Here is a 19,828-nt window from a genome sequence, read left to right on the forward strand (position 1 = left end):
CTTCTATACCTCTGACACACGGCAACCGCAGACACACAGCAACCGCTATACACGGCAACCACGAGAAAGGTTCCAGGTCCGGCCATGGCGCTCACGCTCTACGTCGACACCGCGCGCTGGCGGGCGCACCACAAGCACGTGCAGGAGCAGTTCCCGGGCCTCGTGCCGGTCTGCAAGGGCAACGGCTACGGCTTCGGTCACGAGCGGCTCGCGGAGGAGGCCACGCGGCTGGGCTCGGACGTCCTCGCCGTCGGCACGACGTACGAGGCCGCCCGCATCAAGGACTGGTTCGGCGGCGACCTGCTGGTGCTGACGCCGTACCGGCGCGGTGAGGAGCCGGTGCCCCTGCCGGACCGGGTCATCCGCTCCGTGTCGTCGATAGACGGTGTCTACGGTCTCGTCGGCGCCCGCGTGGTGATCGAGGTGATGTCCTCGATGAAGCGGCACGGCATCAGCGAGCAGGACCTGCCACAGCTGCACGCCGCCATCGAGAACGTCCGCCTGGAGGGCTTCGCCATCCACCTGCCGCTGGACCGCACCGACGGCTCGGACGCCGTCGAGGAGGTCATCGGCTGGATGGACCGGCTGCGGGCGGCCCGGCTGCCGCTGCACACCATGTTCGTCAGCCACCTCAAGGCCGAGGACCTCGCCCGGCTCCAGCAGCAGTTCCCACAGACCCGGTTCCGTGCCCGCATCGGCACCCGGCTGTGGCTGGGGGACCACGAGGCCACCGAGTACCGCGGCGCGGTCCTGGACGTCACGCGCGTCACCAAGGGCGACCGCTTCGGCTACCGGCAGCAGAAGGCGGCCTCCGACGGCTTCCTGGTGGTCGTGGCGGGCGGTACGTCGCACGGGGTGGGCCTGGAGGCCCCCAAGGCGCTGCACGGCGTCATGCCGCGGGCCAAGGGCGTCGCCCGCGCCGGCCTCGCGACAGTGAACCGGAACCTCTCTCCGTTCGTCTGGGGCGGCAAGCAGCGCTGGTTCGCCGAGCCGCCGCACATGCAGGTCTCTATCCTTTTCGTGCCGACGGACGCGCCGGAGCCGAAGGTCGGCGAGGAACTGGTGGCCCATCTGCGGCACACCACCACGCAGTTCGACCGGCTGGTGGATCGCTGACCACCACAGTTCATTCAGCAGGAAGGCCGTACACGGTGTCCCGCGTACGGCCTTCCTGCTATCCGGAGCTGGCCCCTGCGTCGTTCGCTCAGAGCGAACCGCCCGTGGCGCCCTGCTTGCCCCACTCGACCGGCGCCCCCTCGAACTGGACGGCCTCGTGCCGCCGGGGCCGGGCCGCGGGACCGAGGACGAAGACATCCTCGGCTCCGTCAAGGACCCCGCCCGAGGGGTCGTCGCCCCCCGACCGCCGCACCGGATCGCGTTCCGGCAGGAAGATGTCACGTACGACCATGACGCACAGGTACAGCGTCCCCAGGAGATGCAGGCCGATCGCCCAGTGGTAGCCGTCGGTGGGCAGCCCCTTGTGGGCGTCTCCGCTGGTCGTGTACGCGAGGTACAGCCAGATCCCCAGGAAGTACGCCACCTCGCAGGCCTGCCAGATCAGAAAGTCCCGCCACTTCGGGCGGGCCAGGGCGGCCAGCGGCACCAGCCACAGCACGTACTGCGGCGAGTAGACCTTGTTCGTGAGGATGAACGCCGCGACGATCAGGAAGGCGAGCTGGGCGAACCGCGGACGGCGCGGAGCGGTCAGTGCGAGCGCCGCGACAGCCGCACAGCACACCAGCATCAGCAGCGTGGCCAGCGTGTTCACGGTGTCGGTGCTGAGGGGGTCGTCCGAGTTCTGGGCCATGATCAGCCAGAAGGAACCGAAGTCCACGCCCCGCTCCTGGCTGAAGGTGTAGAACTTCGACCAGCCCTCGAACGCGAAGAGCATCACCGGCCCGTTCACGACGATCCAGGCGACGGCTGCGCCGCCCAGAGCCGTGGCGAACTCACGCCACCTGCCCGCGCGCCAGCACAGCACCAGCAGCGGCCCGAGGAGCAGGAAGGGGTAGAGCTTGGCGGCCGTCGCGAGCCCCAGCAGGACGCCGAAGGCGAGGGCGCGGCCGCGCGACCACATCAGCATCGCCGAGGCCGTCAGAGCGACAGCCAGCAGGTCCCAGTTGATGGTCGCCGTCAGCGCGAAGGCGGGCGCCAGGGCGACCAGCAGGCCGTCCCAGGGGCGCCGGGCATGGGTACGGGTCACGCAGACGGCGATGACCGCCGCGCACACCATGAGCATCCCGGCGTTGACCATCCAGTACCACTGCTCCTGGTACTGGATGGTGCCGCTGCCCGGTGTGAGCCACGAGGCGACCTCCATGAAGACACCGGTCAGCACCGGGTACTCCAGGTACTGCATGTCGCCCGGAAGCCTGTCGAAGTACGGCACAAGCCCGTCTGCGAAACCGCGCCCCTGGTAGAGGTGCGGGATGTCCGAGTAGCACGCGTGCGTGTACTGAGAGCTGGTGCCGAAGAACCAGGCGCCGTTGTAGCAGGGCGCCTTCTGGACCAGGCCGAGGGCGAACATGCCGATCGCCACCAGCGCGATCACCCGCACGGGAGTCCACCAGGATGCGCCGAGCAGGGCACGCCGCCCGAGCGGGCCGCCGATCAGCTCGCTGCCGGCCGCGGCGACCTCGTCCTCCTTGGTCGGCCGCACCGGGTCGGGCTCGTGGACGCCTGCTTGCGTCGATTCTGCACTGGGCATGCCGCACATCCTGCCGTACGAGTCCGGCAATACGCCGAGGGCCACCGCACCCGGGTGGGTGCGGCGGCCCTTGTTTCACGTGAAACACCTCGTTTCACGTGAAACACCCAAGCCGGGCGATCGGCGGTTATCCGGCGGGACCTCCGAAGATGCCCCCGTTGCCATTGCCTCTGCTGTTGCCGCCGTCCAGATTGGTGTCTGTCGGAGAGGGCTCTGTGCTCGCTCCTCCGTCTGTGCCCCCATTGCCTGTTCCGCCGTTCTCCGTGCCGCCGTCGTCCTCACAGCCGAAGAACCCGCAGGTGTCACTCGGCGAGGGCGACGGCAGCGTCGGGGTCTCGCTGGGCGTGGCGCTCGGTGACGAGGACGGGGTTTCGCTGGGCGTGACGCTCGGGCTCGGGGTCGGTGACGGGGCACCCACCTCGTGCTGGATCTCGCCGATCTCCTCGGCCTCCGGGAACCCGGGGTCGGGCTCGCCCTTGAGCGCGGCCTTCATGTACTCGGTCCACACCTGCGTGGGGACGTCACCACCGTGGATGGACTTCTCGCCCGCCGTACCGTTCATGGAGAGCAGCTTGGCGCTCTTGGGGTCCTCACGGAACATCGCCACCGACGTCGACAGTTGCTGGGTGTAGCCGACGAACCAGGCCGACTTGTTCTCGTCCGTCGTACCGGTCTTGCCGGCCGCCGTACGGCCCAGCGCCAGGGCCTTCGTGCCCGTACCGTTCTGGATGACGTTCTCCAGGACGTTCGTGACGTTGTGCGCCACGTTCTCGGGCATCGCCTGCGTGATCCTGGGCTTGTCGAAGCCTTCGATTTCCTGACCATTGAACTTGACGCTGGTCACCGAGTACGGGGCGGCCTGCTTGCCGGCGGCGGCGAACGTCGCGTAGGCGTCGGCCATGCGGATCGCGCTGGGGGTCGACGTACCGAGGGCGAACGACGCGTTGAGGGTGGCGAAACTCGAGTCCAGGATGCCGGACTTCTCGGCCAGGTCCCGCACGTTCTTCATTCCCACGTCCATGCCGAGCTGCACGAACGGGGTGTTGACGGACCGCTCCATCGCCTTGCGCAAGGTGATGTAGCCCCAGGGGTACTCGCTCTCGTTCTTCTGCAAGAACGGCGTGTTGTCCTTTTTCAACACATAGGAGCCGTCGTTTTTCCTGACCTTGAGGAGGTCGTTGCCGTTGTACTTGCTGAGCGGCGAGAGCGGACCGTCGCTCCGATAGGTGCCGTGCTCCATCGCGGCGGCGAGTACGAACGGCTTCCACGTCGAACCGACCGGGACACCCGAGGTGTCCGCGTTGTTGTTGAAGTGGCCGTTCTCGTAGCCCGCACCGCCATAGAGCGCGACGATCGCGCCGTCCTTGGGCTTCACCGACGCCGCGCCGAACTGGACGTACCTGTCCCGCTCGCGCTTCTCCGGGTCGAGCTTCTCGTCCTCGACCTTCTTGACGGCCTTGGCCAGCGCCTCGACCTTGCTCTTCTCAAAGGTCGTCTTGATCTGGTAGCCACCCTGGTCGAACTGGGCCTCCGTGATGTCGGAGTGGCTCAGAACGTACTTCTTGGCCGTGTCCACCAGGTAGCTGATCTGGCCGCTCATGCCCTTGATCGCCTTCCGGCCCTGAGGCGTGGGGTACTTGCTGATCGCCTCCTGGTACTCGGCGTCGGTGAGCTTCTTGTCGTTGTGCATCTGCTCGAGGATCCAGCCCCAACGCTCCTTGGAGCGCCTGAGGTTGTCATCCTTGTTCGCTGATGGATCAATGCCCTTGTTGCCCGCCGGGTCGTAGTAAGTCGGGCCCTTGAGCAGGGCGGCAAGGAAGGCGCACTGACTCGCGGTGAGCTCCTTGGCATCCACGCCGTAGTACGTCTGGGCGGCGGCCTGGATGCCGTAGGCGCCACGTCCGTAGTACGAGGTGTTGAGGTACCCCTGGAGAATCTGATCCTTGTTGAGCTTTGTGCCCACCTTGATCGAGATGAACATCTCCTTGAACTTGCGGGTGACCGTCTGTTCCTGGCTCAGGTAGGTGTTCTTGACGAACTGCTGGGTGATCGTCGAACCACCCTGGGTGTCACCGCCCCGCGCCATGTTCGCCAGGGCCCGCGCGATGCCCATGGGGTCGACGCCCGAGTCCTGGTAGAAGCTCTTGTTCTCGGCCGAGATCACCGCCTGCTGCATGGCCTCGGGGATCCGGTCGAGCGTGACGTTCTGCCGGTTCTGGCCGCTGCCCGTCGCGACCATCTGCTGGCCGTTGGACCAGTAGTAGACGTTGTTCTGCGACCGGGCCGCCGCGTTCTCCTCGTTGGGGACGCCGACCATGGCGTAGCCGATGCCCGCCACGGCCACCAGGCTGCCGAAGAAGCCGATGCACAGGCCCGAGACGAGTTTCCAGGAGGGCATCCAGCGCTGCCAGCCGTACTTGCCGGCACGTGGGTAGTCGATCAGCCGCTTCCTGTCGTACATGACCGGGCGCCCTCTGCCCCGCCCGGCCCCGGTCGCCCCGCCTGGAGCGGCACGCCGGCCGCCACGGGCCGGTTCGGCCGCTCTGCGGCGACTGCCGCCCGTGCTTCTCTGCGCCGCACGCCGGGTCTCGGCACGGCCGCCGTGCTGACGCTCCTCACCCCCCGAGCCGTAGGAGTCCGACCCATAGGAGTCGGACGGAGACCCGGTGGCGCCTCGCGGTGCCGCGCGGCGGCCGGAGGACGAACCGGACTGGCCGCGTCGGGCCGCGGCACGTCCGCCTCCCTGCGGCTGCGGCGGTTTGCGACGGTGCTCGCTCATCGAACGACTACTCCTCGGGCAGGCGCACCCTTGCGCGCCTGGAAACGGCGGCTGGTTTCCGGTCCCCCCGAAGTACGGATGCGGTCGGCTCCGCATTCATCGGTCCCGCATACACCCGTACTACACCGAAGATGACGACGCTCTCAGGCGTCACTCGGTTCCCGGCGATGTGCATGGCGCACAGACTACGCACCGCCAAAACCTTCCGAGCCCCCAAGTTCACCTCAAATCAGGCAACTCGTGTCCGACGAATCGGTGATGTGATCCCGTTCACCACACCCCCTCTTGTCGCATCCGGAAGGCCGTTCTATCGTCGTGATGTATCGGTTCGATACATCGGCCTGACACATCGGACTGATACATGCGCACTGCGGCAAAGAGGAGGCGACGATGAGCCGGCGTTCCGGGATCCTCGAGTTCGCCGTACTCGGCCTGCTCCGCGAGTCTCCGATGCACGGATACGAGCTGCGCAAACGACTCAACACCTCACTCGGTGTGTTCCGTGCCTTCAGCTACGGGACGCTCTACCCCTGCCTCAAGACGCTGGTCGCCAACGGCTGGCTGATCGAGGAGCCGGGGAACACCGCGGAGGACGCCCTCGCCGCCCCCCTCGCGGGTCGCCGGGCCAAGATCGTCTACCGGCTGACGGCGGAGGGCAAGGAGCACTTCGAGCAGCTGCTCTCGCAGACCGGGCCCGACGCGTACGAGGACGAGACCTTCGCGGCCCGTTTCGCCTTCTTCGGGCAGACCTCACGCGATGTGCGCATGCGCGTGCTGGAGGGCCGCCGCAGCCGGCTGGAGGAGCGGCTGGAGAAGATGAGCGCTTCCCTGGCGCGGACCCGGGAGCGTCTCGACGACTACACGCTCGAGCTCCAGCGCCACGGGATGGAGTCCGTGGAGCGCGAGGTGCGCTGGCTCAACGAGCTGATCGAGAGCGAGCGGGCGGGGCGGGACCTCAAGGGTCCGGCCACCGGGGAGCCCGCTTCGCGTGACACCACATCTGGAGCGTCGGGCGGCCTGCCCCGGCCGGGGGACGACCCCCGGCCGGATACGCCCGACGACACCGCCACGTGAGAGCCCACTGAGGGCCTCACTCGTACACACAGGGAGCAACCGGAATGGGTTCGGTTCGCGTAGCCATCGTCGGTGTGGGCAACTGCGCCGCATCGCTGGTACAGGGAGTCGAGTACTACAAGGACGCCGACCCGGAGTCCAAGGTGCCGGGCCTGATGCACGTCCAGTTCGGCGACTACCACGTCCGCGACGTCGAGTTCGTCGCCGCGTTCGACGTGGACGCCAAGAAGGTCGGTCTCGACCTGGCGGACGCCATCGGCGCCTCCGAGAACAACACCATCAAGATCTGCGACGTACCCAGCACCGGAGTGACGGTCCAGCGCGGCCACACACTCGACGGCCTCGGCAAGTACTACCGCGAGACCATCGAGGAGTCCGCCGAGGAGCCGGCCGACGTCGTCCAGGTCCTCAAGGACCGGCAGGTCGACGTCCTCGTCTGCTACCTGCCCGTCGGTTCCGAGGACGCGGCGAAGTTCTACGCCCAGTGCGCCATCGACGCCAAGGTCGCCTTCGTCAACGCCCTGCCGGTCTTCATCGCCGGCACCAAGGAGTGGGCGGACAAGTTCACCGAGGCGGGCGTCCCGATCGTCGGCGACGACATCAAGTCGCAGGTCGGCGCGACCATCACGCACCGCGTCATGGCGAAGCTGTTCGAGGACCGGGGCGTCGTCCTGGACCGCACGATGCAGCTGAACGTCGGCGGCAACATGGACTTCAAGAACATGCTCGAGCGCGACCGTCTCGAGTCGAAGAAGATCTCAAAGACGCAGGCCGTCACCTCCCAGATCCGCGACCGTGACCTGGGTGAGGGCAACGTCCACATCGGCCCGTCCGACTACGTCGCCTGGCTGGACGACCGCAAGTGGGCCTACGTCCGCCTCGAGGGCCGCGCCTTCGGTGACGTCCCGCTGAACCTGGAGTACAAGCTGGAGGTCTGGGACTCCCCGAACTCCGCCGGCGTCATCATCGACGCCCTGCGCGCCGCGAAGATCGCCAAGGACCGCGGCATCGGCGGACCGATCCTGTCGGCGTCGAGCTACTTCATGAAGTCCCCGCCGGTGCAGTACTTCGACGACGAGGCCCGGGAGAACGTCGAGAAGTTCATCAAGGGTGAGGTCGAGCGCTGACGCGCCGCAACTGATCGCTCCTGCCAGGGCTGTGAGGGTCCCCGGGTCGCACGACCCGGGGACCCTCCCCGTATGTGAGGCTGGGCCCCATGGCCGTCGTCCGTGACCTGCGCGTCCTGTTGCGTTTCCAGGGCTTCCGGCGCCTGCTCGCCGTGCGGCTGCTGTCCCAGGGTGCCGACGGCGTCTACCAGGTCGCGCTCGCCGCGTATGTGGTCTTCTCCCCGGAGAAGCAGACCTCGGCGGCCGCGGTCGCCTCCGCGATGGCGGTGCTGCTGCTCCCGTACTCGCTCGTCGCCCCGTTCGCCGGTGTCATGCTGGACCGCTGGCGGCGCCGTCAGGTCCTGCTGTTCGGCAGCCTGTTGCGTGCCCTGCTGGCCTGCGTGACGGCCCTGCTGATGCTCAGCCCGGCACCGGACTGGCTCTTCTACGTCTCCGCCCTGTGCGTCACCGCCGTCAACCGCTTCGTCCTGTCGGGCCTGTCCGCCGCCCTGCCGCGCGTGGTCGACGCCGACCGCCTGGTCATCGCCAACTCCCTCTCGCCGACCGCTGGAACACTGGCGGCGACCGCAGGCGGAGGCCTCGCCTTCGCCGTCCGGCTGGTGGTGGCGGACTCCGACGCCGCCGTGGTGCTCGTGGCAGCCGGGCTGTATCTGTGCGCCGCCGCGGCGTCGCTGAGCATGGCGCGGGAACTCCTCGGTCCCGACCGGAGCCTGGTACGCGAGCGGATCGGGACGGCACTCACGGCCACCCTGCGCGACCTGATGGCAGGCGTACGTCATCTGGCCGCGCCGCCACGCCGGGAGGCCGCGTGGGCGCTCGCCGCCATGTCGCTGATGCGGTTCTGCTACGGCGCCCTGCTGGTCATGCTGCTGATGCTCTGCCGGTACGCCCTCACCTCGACCACGGACGACGGACTCGCCCTGCTGGGGCTGGCCTTGGGCGTCTCCGGGGCCGGCTTCTTCGCGGCGGCCGTGGTGACGCCCTGGACCGCGGGGCGGCTCGGTCCGGGCCGCTGGATCGTCGTGTGCGCGGGAGCCGCCGCACTGCTCGAGCCCGCCCTCGGGCTGCCGTTCGCGACTGTCCCGCTGCTGGTCGCTGCCTTCGTCCTCGGCCTGACCACCCAGGGCGCGAAGATCGCCACGGACACCATCGTCCAGTCCTCCGTCGACGACGGCTTCCGTGGCCGGATCTTCTCGGTCTACGACGTCCTTTTCAACGTCTCCTTCGTCGGCGCCGCCGCCGTGGCCGCCCTGATGCTGCCGCCCGACGGCCGATCGGTGCCACTGGTGATCACGATCGCCGTCATCTACGCGACAGTAGCTGCATGTATGGCACGGTTTGAGCGCCAGTAAGTGTCACATCAATGACACAGAGCCATTTTTGACCGCTGAGTTGTCAGTGGGGACCGCTACCTTACGTGGGTCTTATCTCGCGACATGTTCGCGTCACTCACCATGTTTTAGGGGGACCCCCAAGTGTCTACTCCGCCGCCCCAGGGCAACCCGTTCGCACAGGGCCAGCCCGCGGGTCAGCCCCAGGCTCCGTACCCGCCGCAGGGCGGCTACCCCCAGCAGCCAGGCCAGCCCGGCTTCCCGCCTCAGGGCGCCGCTCCGTATGCTCCGGTACCGCCGCAGCCGACCGGCCGCAAGCTCAGCTTCAAGACCATCAAGAACATCGCCATCGTCATCGCGGTGGCGAGCATTGCCATTGGCGGCTACATCACCAGCCGGGATGACGCCGACACGGCCTCCGTCGGCGACTGCATGCACCGTGGCAGCACCAACGACAACAACCCGGACCTCGAGGTCGTCAAGTGCGACGACGCGAAGGCTCAGTTCAAGGTGCTGGCCAAGATCGAGGGCAAGTTCCTCACGGACACCCTGGCCTCCAGCAAGTGCGAGACCGAGGCCAAGGACTTCCAGTACGTGTACACCGAGAGCGGTGACGGCAAGGACTTCCTGCTCTGCCTGAAGGACTACAAGAAGTAAGACAGACGCAGAGGGGCGGTGTTTCACGTGAAACACCGCCCCTTCGGCCTGTCTGCGGAGGGGACATGTTTCACGTGAAACATGCCCCCGTTTCACAGCCTCAGCCCTCCTGCTCGGCCCACCACTCCTTGAGCGCGGTCACTGCGGAGTCGGGCTCCATCGGGCCGTTCTCCAGGCGCAGCTCCAGCATGTGCTGGTACGCACGGCCGATGACCGGACCGGGACCGACGCCGAGAATCTCTATGATCTGGTTGCCATCGAGGTCCGGGCGGATCGAGTCCAGCTCTTCCTGCTCCTGCAGCCGCGCGATCCGCTCCTCGAGTCCGTCGTACGCGCGGGACAGAGCTGCCGCCTTGCGCTTGTTGCGCGTGGTGCAGTCCGAGCGGGTCAGCTTGTGGAGGCGGTCGAGGAGCGGGCCGGCGTCACGGACGTAGCGGCGGACCGCCGAGTCCGTCCACTCGCCGGTGCCGTAGCCGTGGAAGCGCAAGTGAAGCTCGACCAGACGTGAGACGTCCTTCACCAGCTCGTTGGAGTACTTCAGCGCCGTCATGCGCTTCTTGGTCATCTTCGCCCCGACCACCTCGTGGTGGTGGAACGAGACCCGGCCGTCCTTCTCGAAGCGGCGGGTGCGCGGCTTGCCGATGTCGTGCAGCAGGGCAGCCAGGCGGAGAGTCAGGTCGGGACCGTCGTCCTCCAGTGCCATCGCCTGCTCCAGGACGATCAGCGTGTGGTCGTAGACGTCCTTGTGCCGGTGGTGCTCATCACGCTCCAGGCGCAGGGCCGGAAGCTCGGGCAGCACGCGGTCGGCGAGGCCGGTTTCGACGAGCAGACTGAGGCCCTTGCGCGGGTGCCCGGACAGGATCAGCTTGTTCAGCTCGTCCCGCATCCGCTCGGCCGAGACGATCTCGATCCGACCGGCCATCTCCGTCATCGCCGTGACGACCTCGGGGGCGACCTCGAAGTCGAGCTGAGCCGCGAAGCGGGCAGCCCGCATCATCCGCAGCGGATCGTCCGAGAAGGACGACTCCGGGGTGCCCGGGGTGCGCAGCACACGCGACGCGAGGTCCTCCAGCCCGCCGTGCGGGTCGACGAACTCCTTCTCCGGCAGCGCGACGGCCATCGCGTTCACCGTGAAGTCACGGCGGACGAGATCCTCCTCGATGGAGTCGCCGTAGGACACCTCAGGCTTGCGCGAGGTGCGGTCGTACGCTTCCGACCGGTACGTGGTGACCTCGATCTCATAGCCGTCCTTCTGGGCGCCGACCGTACCGAAGGCGATTCCGACCTCCCAGACGGCGTCCGCCCACGGGCGCACGATCTTGAGCACGTCCTGGGGGCGGGCGTCGGTCGTGAAGTCGAGGTCGTTGCCGAGCCGGCCCAGCAGGGCGTCCCGTACCGAGCCGCCGACCAGGGCGAGTGAGAACCCGGCCTCCTGGAAGCGGCGGGCAAGGTCGTCGGCGACAGGAGCGACCCGCAGCAGTTCACTCACCGCGCGGTGCTGCACCTGGCTCAGGGCGCTGGGCGTTTCTTCGTTGACGTTCGGCACAACAGAAGAGGGTACGTGGCCCGGCCACCGTGGGCTCCCTCATATAGCGCATGCGGACACGTCCCTCCATATAGGCACAAGACCTGCCCTTGAGAGGTAAACAACCGCTCCGTTTCCATAGATTCACATACCGGACAGCACGCTGTCCGCCCGCGATCTTGTGGTGCGGACCGCGGCACTTCCCCTCAGCGCGCATCGTTACCATGCGTGGACGCACATTCCGACGACCACTGACGACGACGAGGGACGGACGAGCGCGTGGCCGAGGCGGCAGACTTCCAGGGGACCAGTGCCTCACCTGCCCGCCGGTGGCTGCGGCGCACCGGGGCGCTGCTCACCGGTGTGCCCCTGCTGGCCGGACTCCTCCAGTTGCCCTCCGCCAGTGCGGCGGACGCGGCCGGACAGGAGTCCTTGCAGGCTGCCTCCGGCGCTGGCTCGGTGTCCGTCGCGGTCGACTCGCTCAGCCCCAGCACTCCCACCAAGGGCGACACGGTGACCGTCTCGGGCACGGTCACCAACAACGGCAAGCAGGCGGTCACCGACGCCCACGTCGATCTGCGGGTGGGCCCCCCGCTCAACACCCGCTCCGCCATCGACACCCTCGCCAAGCAGAGCGACAAGGTCCAAGGCCCCGCCGGTGAGGCGGTCGGCGGCAAGTACGCCGCGAAGTTCGCCAGGCTCACCCCCGGTGTGGCGCAGCCCTTCAGCATCTCCGTGCCGGCCGAGGAACTGGACCTCGGCCAGGACGGGGTCTACCAGCTGGCCGTCGCGCTCTCCGGGGAAACCTCCGCGCAGCCCTGGGACCAGGTTCTCGGCATCCAGCGCACGTTCCTGCCCTGGCAGCCGGAGGAGGCGGGCAGCAATACGAAGACCACGTTCCTGTGGCCACTCGTCTCCAGCGCCCACATGGTGGCCGAGACAGGGTCGAACGAGCAGCAGACGCCGGTCTTCCGCGATGACGAGCTCGCCGAGGAGATCGCCCCGGGCGGCCGTCTCGACCAGATGGTGTCGCTGGGCAAGAACCTCGACGTCACCTGGGTGGTCGACCCGGACCTGGTGGCATCCGTCGACGCGATGACGAGGACTTACGAGGTCCGCGGCGCGGACGGCACCACCACCCCGGGTAAGAGCCAGGAGGCCGCCAAGCACTGGCTCGCCGAGCTCCAGCAGGCGGTCGCGGACCGGGAGGTCGTCGCCCTGCCGTTCGGCGACCCGGACCTGGCCTCCCTCGCCCACAACGGCACGAGCGTCACCGGCTCCCTGAACCACCTGAAGGAAGCCACCGACGTCATCAACGAGACGATCCCGACGGTCCTCCACGTGAAACCGTCCACGGACTTCGCCTGGCCCGCGGACGGCGCCGTCGACCCGTCGATCGTGAAGGTCGCCACGTCCGCGGGAGCCGACAAGGTGATCGCCCGCAGCGACAGCCTCCAGGACAACCTGTCCTACACGCCCTCCGCGCCCCGGCCGATCGGCGGCGGCACCACGGCGGTCGTCGCGGACGCCAGGATGTCCACGGCGTTCCAGGGGAACCTGACGAGGGCCTCCGCGTCCACGCTCGCCGTGCAGCGGTTCCTGGCCCAGAGCCTGACACTCGGCCTGCAGACCGGAAAGCAGCGCAGCGTCGTCGTCGCCCCGCAGCGCATGCCGTCCGTCAGCCAGGCACAGGCCATGGCCGAGGCGCTGGCGGTGCTCCAGGGCGGGAACTGGTCCGAGTCGCAGGATCTGACGGACGCCGCCAAGGCCAAGCCCGACGCTGCGGCCAACACGAAGGTGCCGTCGGCCTCCGCGTACCCCTCCTCGGCACGCAAGCAGGAGCTGCCGCGGGCCGCCTTCGAGCAGATCGCCAGGACCCAGGACAAGCTCGACAAGTTCAAGGTGATCCTCACCCGCCAGTCCCGGGTGGTGACCCCGTTCGGCCGGGCCATGAACCGCGAGATGTCCACGTCGTGGCGCGGCCGGGGCGTCGCGGCGGTGGGGTACCGCGACGGCATCGAGTCCTACCTCGACGGGCTCATCGACGGGGTCAAGCTAATCGAGAAGTCGGAGACCAAGCTCTCCGGCCGCAGCGCCACGATCCCCGTCACCGTCCAGAACAACCTGGTCCAGGGCGTGGAGCACCTGGAGCTACGGCTCACGTCGAAGAACCCGACACGACTCAAGATCGGCGGCGACGCCTACGAGGAGCAGCGGGTCGCCGTCAACGGGGGCCACGCCCAGTCGGTGAAGTTCACCACGTCCGCCAACGCCAACGGCCGGGCCGAGGTCGTCGCCCAGCTGTACACGGAGGACGGGCAGAAGTACGGCGACCCGGTCACCTTCGACGTGAAGGTCACCGAGGTGACGCCCACGGTGATGCTGGTCATCGGCGGCGGTTTCCTGCTCCTGGTCCTCGCCGGCTTCCGGATGTACACCCACCGCAAGCGCGCCGCCGCCCGCGAGGCCGAGGACGGCACCACCGAGAACGGCAGCGCCGAGGACGGCAGCGCCGAGGCGGAGGACGCCGCCAGCGGTCCGGAGAGCACGGTCGGCGCTCAGCAGAACCCGGAAGCCCCCGGCGACCGTCTCCAGGAAGAGTCCTGGGACGGCACACGGGCAGACGCGCCGGAGCAGCCGAGTGACCCGCCCCCGGACACCGCAGCGGAAAACGCCGACCCGTCCGGCACGGGTGAGAGAGTGGACCGTTGACATGTCGTGGCCGGTGGGCCCGGGACGATGAGGTGGGGTAACCATGAACGCGCCGTACGACGGTGCCCGCGGCCGTGCCGCGGGCACCCCGGGCTCCCCCGAGTCGGGCGGGCCCGAGGGCTCGCCGGACGAGCACGATCAGGTGCCGCCGCAGCCGCCCGCGGACATGTACCTCCAGGATGCCTACGCCCAGGATCCCTACCGGGCACAGGATCTCTCCGCGCAGGACCCGGTCGGCGAGGCGCTCTACGACCGCGCCGCGCACCCGCCGCCCGCTCCGGGCACCTACCAGCCGCAGCAACAGCTGTACGCCCAGCCGCCGCAGTCGCCGTACGCGCCCGACCCGCGGGTGTGGGCCCAGACGCCCGCGCCGGAGCCGGAGGGTCCGACGCGGCACCTGCCGTACGGCGACGACGCCCGCACCACGCAGTTCGTGGGCGTGGACGATCTCGTCTCCCGGGCCGGCGAGCCGCGCCAGGAGCCGGACGCGTTCGCGCACCTCTTCCGGGACCAGCAGCAGAGCAGCGGTCACCCGTCGTATGAGTCTCCGTCGGTCCCCGGCCCGTCCCCGGCCCCCGGGCAGCTGGCACAGGGCCCCTACGCGGCACCGGGCCAGGCCGCGCCACCCCCCGTGCACGAGCCCCTCGCTCCGGAGCCCGCCGCCGCCCCCGCTCCGAAGAAGGGCGGCCGCGGGGCGGGCCTGATGAAGTCCAGCGCCGTGATGGCGGCCGGCACGATGGTCTCGCGCCTCACCGGCTTCATCCGCTCCGCGCTGATCGTGTCGGCCCTGGGCGTCGGCCTCCTCGGTGACACCTTCCAGGTCGCCTACCAGCTGCCGACGATGATCTACATCCTCACCGTCGGCGGCGGCCTCAACTCCGTGTTCGTGCCGCAGCTGGTGCGCGCCATGAAGGAGGACGACGACGGTGGTGAGGCGTACGCCAACCGCCTGCTGACCCTCGTCATGGTGGCGCTCGGCGCGCTCACCGCGCTCTCTGTCCTGGGTGCTCCGCTCCTGATCCGCATGCTGTCCGACCCGGTCGCCAGCGACCCGGCGGCGAACCAGGTCGGCATCACCTTCGTCCAGTACTTCCTGCCCTCGATCTTCTTCATGGGCGTCCACGTGGTGATGGGCCAGATCCTCAACGCCCGCGGGAAGTTCGGCGCGATGATGTGGACCCCGGTCCTGAACAACATCGTCATCATCGTGACGCTGGGCATGTTCATCTACGTCTACGGCACCGCGGCCGACTCCGGGCTGAGGGTCACGACCATCCCGCCGGAGGGTCAGCGGCTGCTCGGCATCGGCGTCCTGCTCGGCCTCGTGGTCCAGGCCCTGGCGATGATCCCCTACCTGCGCGAGACCGGCTTCCGGCTGCGGCCGCGATTCGACTGGAAGGGCCAGGGCCTCGGCAAGGCCGTCACGCTGGCCAAGTGGACGGTTCTTTTCGTCCTCGCCAACCAGGCGGGGGCCATGATCGTCATCCAGCTGTCCACCGCGGCGGGCAAGGCCTCGCCCGTCGACGGCACCGGCTTCGCCGCCTACGCCAACGCACAGCTGATCTGGGGCCTCCCGCAGGCCATCATCACGGTCTCCCTCATGGCCGCACTGCTGCCGCGCCTGTCGCGCTCGGCGAACGAGGGCGACGGCGGCGCCGTACGTGACGACATCTCCCAGGGTCTGCGCAACACGGCGGTCGCCATCGTGCCGATCGCCTTCGGGTTCCTCTCCCTCGGCATCCCCATGTGCACGCTGATGTTCGGCTCCTCGGGCACCAGCGAGGCCACCAACATGGGCTTCATGCTGATGGCGTTCGGCCTCGGCCTGATCCCGTACTCGGTGCAGTACGTCGTCCTGCGCGCCTTCTACGCCTACGAGGACACCCGAACTCCCTTCTACAACACGGTCATCGTCGCCGTGGTCAACGCCGGCGCCTCGGCGGCCTGCTACTTCGTCCTGCCGTCCCGGTGGGCCGTGGTCGGCATGGCCGCCTCGTACGGCCTCGCCTACGCGATCGGTGTCGGCGTCGCCTGGCGCCGCCTGCGCAAGCGGCTGGGCGGGGACCTCGACGGCGCCCGTGTCCTGCGGACTTACGCCCGGCTGAGCATCGCGTCCGTCCCGGCCGCCCTGCTCAGCGGCGCGGCCTGCTACGGCATCGGCCAACAGCTCGGCCAGGGCGTCGTGGGCTCGCTCGCCGCGGTGCTGGCCGGCGGTGCCGTGCTCCTCGCGGTCTTCTTCGTCGCCGCCCGCCGCATGCGCATCGAGGAACTCAACTCGCTGGTCGGCATGGTCCGCGGACGCCTGGGACGCTGAGTCGGGGGGTAGGCGCACAACCATCGTCAGCCACCGCGTGTCGTGCATTGCGGCGGACTGTGGGCACAATTGGGTTCGGCGTCGGACGGCGCGCAATGGATGGGGAGGCAGGAACGACGGTGGCGGAACGGAGTACGGCTGCCGTCGACGTGGCAGACAACAGCGACGAGACGTCGCTGACCGCAGAGGCGGACCAGTCCACGGCCGACGGGGTGGCCAAGAACCGGGAGCGGGACACGGACAGCGACGAGGTACAGGAGAGCCCCCGGACCGACGGCTCCGGGAAGACCTCGCCGCCCGAACTGCACAGTGGTCACAAACTCGCCAGACGGTACCGCCTCGAGGAGTGCGTCACCCGTCTGGACGGTTTCAGCAGCTGGCGCGCCGTGGACGAGAAGCTCCGCCGTGCCGTCGGCGTGCACATCCTGCCCGCCGACCACTCGCGGGCCCGCTCCGTCCTGGCCGCCGCCCGTTCCTCCGCGCTCCTGGGCGACCCCCGCTTCGTCCAAGTCCTGGACGCGGTGGAGGAGAACGACGTCGTCTACGTCGTCCACGAGTGGCTTCCCGACGCGACGGAACTGACCACGCTCCTCGCCTCCGGACCTCTGGAGCCGTACGACGCCTTCCAGATGGTCAGTCAGATCTCCGCGGCCATGGCCGCCGCGCACCGTGAGGGTCTCGCCCATCTGCGGCTGAACCCGAACGCCGTGCTGCGCACCTCCACGGGGCAGTGGCGCATCCGCGGTCTCGCCGTGAACGCCGCCCTGCGGGGCGCCGCGTCCGACACTCCGCAGCGCACCGACACCGAGGCCATCGGCGCCCTGCTGTACGCGGCGCTCACCCAGCGCTGGCCCTACGAGAGCGATGCCTACGGGCTGTCGGGCCTTCCCAAAGACATCGGCCTGATCGCGCCCGACCAGGTTCGGGCCGGGGTGCACCGCGGCCTGTCCGAACTCTCCATGCGCGCGCTCGTCAACGAAGGTGCCACCGCATCCCGGCACGAGTCGCCGTGCACCACGCCGGAGGAGCTGGTGAAGGCGGTCGGCGAAATGCCGCGCATCCGCCCGCCGGAGCCGGCGTTCACCGCCCCGCCCGAGTACCAGCGCACGACGTACCAGCAGGGCACGTACGGCCGCCAGGGCTCACGTCCCGGCACCGCCCAGCCCGTCCCGACCCCGCCGCCCCCGTTGCAGAGCCGCACGGGCAAGGCCCTGAAGTGGGCCGTGTCCGCACTCCTGATCGCCGCACTGGGCCTCGGCAGCTGGCAGCTGGCAGACGCGCTCATGGATCAGGGCGGCAAGACGGACGACCCGAACAAGACGCAGAACAACCAGGACGGCGACAAGAACCAGAAGCGCCCTGCACCGAAGCCGATCGCAATCAAGGGATCCGAGGAGTACGTCGCCAAGGGCGATGCCCAGCACCCCGCCGACGTGAGTAAGACCTACGACGGCAACACGTCCACGGGCTGGCGTACCAGCAGTTACCTGGACGGCCCGAAAATGGTGATAAAGCCCGGCGTCGGCATCGTCTACGACCTCGGATCCGAGAAGGAGGTCTCGGCCGCGGCCCTCTCGCTGCGGTACGTCGGCAGCCACACCACGGTCGAGCTGTACGCGACCGACTCCCTCGGTTCCTCCACGCCGCTGAGCTCCATGAAGAAGCTCGGCACGGCGACGACGAGCAGCAACTCAGCGAAGGTGACCGTCGACAAGCCGGTGAAGAGCCGGTATCTCCTCGTGTGGCTGACGGCACTGCCGTACTCCGGAAACGACCCCGCCAACTACAGCAGGCCGGGGTACAAGCAGGCCATCACCGAAGTGAAGTTCACGGGCTGAAAGCCGGCAGAGGGAAGGGGGTTCGATGGCGGACCGCGCCGAGCACAGCGGTGCAAGTGATCAGGACCTCCTCGCCCGCCACGTCGAAGGCGACCCCGATGCCTTCGGTGAGATCGTGCAGCGGCACCGCGATCGGCTCTGGGCGGTCGCCCTGCGGACGCTGGGAGACCGAGAGGAGGCCGCTGACGCGGTGCAGGACGCTCTCGTTTCCGCCTACCGGGCCGCCCACACCTTCCGGGGCCAGTCGGCCGTCACGACGTGGCTGCACAGGATCACGGTGAACGCCTGCCTGGACCGCGCCCGCAAGGCGGCCTCCCGCAAGACCTCCCCGGTCGACGACACCGAGCGCCTGGAGCAGCTGCTGGAGCCGCACGAGTCGGCCTCCGCGCCCACCGAGCGCAACGATCTCCACCGGCAGCTCATCGAAGCCCTGGGCACCCTGCCGACCGACCAGCGTGCCGCGCTCGTCCTGGTGGACATGCAGGGCTACCCGGTCGCGGAAGCCGCCCGCATCCTCGACGTGCCGACCGGCACCGTGAAGAGCAGATGCGCGCGCGGCAGAGCAAGACTTTTGCCTCTTCTCACCCATCTACGGCCGGATGGCACCGGTGAGGGCAAGAACCCGGGCGGGAAACGGAACCGGACGCAGGGGCCAGCCGTCCCACCCGCAGCGGGGCCGCACGAAACCGGCCCGCCGGGCACAGGACCGAGCGACCCAGCTGCAGTGAAGGGCGGAGGTGGACGAGCGTGACGTCGACGACAGACATGACCGGGCACCCGGACGTCGCGGAGATCTCCGACCTCGCCGAGGGCCTCCTCCCACCGTCTCGGACCACTGATGTACGCCGGCATCTGGACGAGTGCGAGCTCTGCGCGGATGTCTACACCTCCCTGGAGGAGATCCGCGGGTTGCTCGGCACACTGCCGGGCCCGCCGCGTATGCCCGCCGATGTCGCGAACCGCATCGATGCCGCCCTCGCCGCCGAGGCTCTGCTGAATGCAACGGTGCCGGAGTCCGCAGAGGACTCGGAACCGGTGAGTGCTTCACGGTCCGAGGCCGAGGACGACAGCGGTGCGCATGTTTCACGTGAAACACCTGCGCCTGCCGACCGGCCCGCCGGGCGTCCCCGAGCCTCCACCACCGGCCCGGGCCGCAAGGGCCGCACACGGACCGGGCGCCGCAGGATCGCCGTGCTGGGGACCGTCTTCACGGTGGCAGCTCTTGGACTGGGTTCAGCCCTGCTGTCGTCGCTCGGCGACGACAATCCGCCGCATGACACGGCGGGGGGACGACAGACCAGCCCTGCGGACACCTTCTCCGAGGGGAAACTGCAGAAGCAGGTCACCGACCTCCTGGCTAAGAACAAGACCGAAGGCGGCGGCGGCTCCCGCACTCCCTACGGCGCGGCGACCGCGCCTGGTACCAACCAGCCCAAGGTGTTCAGGGAAGTCGTGGTGCCCGGCTGTGTCCGCGACGGCATCGGGCGGGACGACGCGGCTCTCGCCACGGAGAACGGCACGTATCAGGGGAAGGAGGCCATGCTCGTGCTGCTGCCCGACGTGGCCGACGGCTCCCGCGTCACCGCCTACATCGTCGACGCGACCTGCGTGGATCACCAAGCGTCCGCCGCCGTCGGCAAGGTCCTCCTGGAGCGGACCTATCCGTCTGCGTGACTGAGCGGTTCGTCTACGTCCTGTGTGGTGTCCGGCACGGTGTGACATCTCCGTGTGCCCGGACACAGTGGGAATGCGCGCCCCTTAGGA

Annotated in this window: 13 protein-coding genes; 10 read left to right on the forward strand and 3 right to left on the reverse strand. The window is 68.8% G+C overall.

Annotated elements, in window-relative coordinates; genetic code table 11:
- Window positions 1-84: 84 nt before the first annotated feature.
- Window positions 85-1,116, forward strand: a complete 1,032-nt coding sequence (locus ACZ5TL_RS01270) for an alanine racemase (RefSeq protein WP_468586409.1) — start codon at window positions 85-87, stop codon at window positions 1,114-1,116.
- A gap of 88 nt (window positions 1,117-1,204) precedes the next feature.
- Here ACZ5TL_RS01270 and ACZ5TL_RS01275 read toward each other — a convergent pair whose 3' ends face one another.
- Both ACZ5TL_RS01275 and ACZ5TL_RS01280 read right to left on the reverse strand, forming a co-directional pair.
- On the reverse strand, window positions 1,205-2,716 hold the full coding sequence (locus ACZ5TL_RS01275) for a glycosyltransferase family 87 protein (RefSeq protein ID WP_468587064.1): 1,512 nt from the start codon (window positions 2,714-2,716) through the stop codon (window positions 1,205-1,207).
- A 118-nt stretch (window positions 2,717-2,834) separates the two neighbouring features.
- Complete coding sequence (locus ACZ5TL_RS01280) at window positions 2,835-5,105, reverse strand: transglycosylase domain-containing protein (protein ID WP_468587066.1); 2,271 nt, start codon at window positions 5,103-5,105, stop codon at window positions 2,835-2,837.
- Window positions 5,106-5,876: 771 nt separating this feature from the next.
- Here ACZ5TL_RS01280 and ACZ5TL_RS01285 point away from each other — a divergent pair.
- The 4 genes from ACZ5TL_RS01285 to ACZ5TL_RS01300 all read left to right on the forward strand — a co-directional run bounded on the left by ACZ5TL_RS01285 (window position 5,877) and on the right by ACZ5TL_RS01300 (window position 9,675).
- Entirely contained in the window at window positions 5,877-6,560 is a 684-nt protein-coding gene (locus ACZ5TL_RS01285) for a PadR family transcriptional regulator (protein WP_468586411.1), read from the forward strand.
- A 44-nt stretch (window positions 6,561-6,604) separates the two neighbouring features.
- A complete protein-coding gene (locus ACZ5TL_RS01290) occupies window positions 6,605-7,687 on the forward strand; it encodes an inositol-3-phosphate synthase (protein ID WP_468586413.1) in 1,083 nt (360 codons plus the stop codon).
- 89 nt (window positions 7,688-7,776) lie between these two features.
- Window positions 7,777-9,039 (forward strand): MFS transporter, encoded by a 1,263-nt coding sequence (locus ACZ5TL_RS01295; RefSeq protein ID WP_468586415.1) that lies wholly within the window; start codon window positions 7,777-7,779, stop codon window positions 9,037-9,039.
- Window positions 9,040-9,162: 123 nt separating this feature from the next.
- A complete protein-coding gene (locus tag ACZ5TL_RS01300) occupies window positions 9,163-9,675 on the forward strand; it encodes a DUF1720 domain-containing protein (RefSeq protein ID WP_468586417.1) in 513 nt (170 codons plus the stop codon).
- A 100-nt stretch (window positions 9,676-9,775) separates the two neighbouring features.
- Here the strand turns inward: ACZ5TL_RS01300 and ACZ5TL_RS01305 are convergent, their stop codons facing one another.
- On the reverse strand, window positions 9,776-11,221 hold the full coding sequence (locus ACZ5TL_RS01305; RefSeq protein WP_468586419.1) for a CCA tRNA nucleotidyltransferase: 1,446 nt from the start codon (window positions 11,219-11,221) through the stop codon (window positions 9,776-9,778).
- Between the two features lie 258 nt (window positions 11,222-11,479).
- Here ACZ5TL_RS01305 and ACZ5TL_RS01310 point away from each other — a divergent pair, with 258 nt between their 5' ends.
- The 5 genes from ACZ5TL_RS01310 to ACZ5TL_RS01330 all read left to right on the forward strand — a co-directional run bounded on the left by ACZ5TL_RS01310 (window position 11,480) and on the right by ACZ5TL_RS01330 (window position 19,738).
- Window positions 11,480-13,912 carry a DUF6049 family protein gene (locus ACZ5TL_RS01310; RefSeq protein ID WP_468586421.1) on the forward strand — a complete coding sequence of 811 codons (2,433 nt, stop codon included), beginning with the start codon at window positions 11,480-11,482 and terminating at the stop codon, window positions 13,910-13,912.
- 43 nt (window positions 13,913-13,955) lie between these two features.
- Entirely contained in the window at window positions 13,956-16,226 is a 2,271-nt protein-coding gene (gene murJ, locus ACZ5TL_RS01315; RefSeq protein ID WP_468586423.1) for a murein biosynthesis integral membrane protein MurJ, read from the forward strand.
- Between the two features lie 119 nt (window positions 16,227-16,345).
- The gene (locus ACZ5TL_RS01320) at window positions 16,346-18,064 is read left to right on the forward strand and encodes a protein kinase family protein (protein WP_468586425.1); all 1,719 of its coding nucleotides are present in this window, start codon (window positions 16,346-16,348) and stop codon (window positions 18,062-18,064) included.
- A 25-nt stretch (window positions 18,065-18,089) separates the two neighbouring features.
- Window positions 18,090-18,815 (forward strand): RNA polymerase sigma factor SigM, encoded by a 726-nt coding sequence (sigM, locus tag ACZ5TL_RS01325; RefSeq protein ID WP_468586426.1) that lies wholly within the window; start codon window positions 18,090-18,092, stop codon window positions 18,813-18,815.
- Entirely contained in the window at window positions 18,812-19,738 is a 927-nt protein-coding gene (locus ACZ5TL_RS01330) for an anti-sigma factor family protein (protein ID WP_468586428.1), read from the forward strand. Before sigM ends, ACZ5TL_RS01330 begins: the two co-directional genes overlap by 4 nt.
- Window positions 19,739-19,828: the final 90 nt, after the last annotated feature.

It is taken from the genome of Streptomyces sp. NPDC033136, assembly GCF_055578235.1.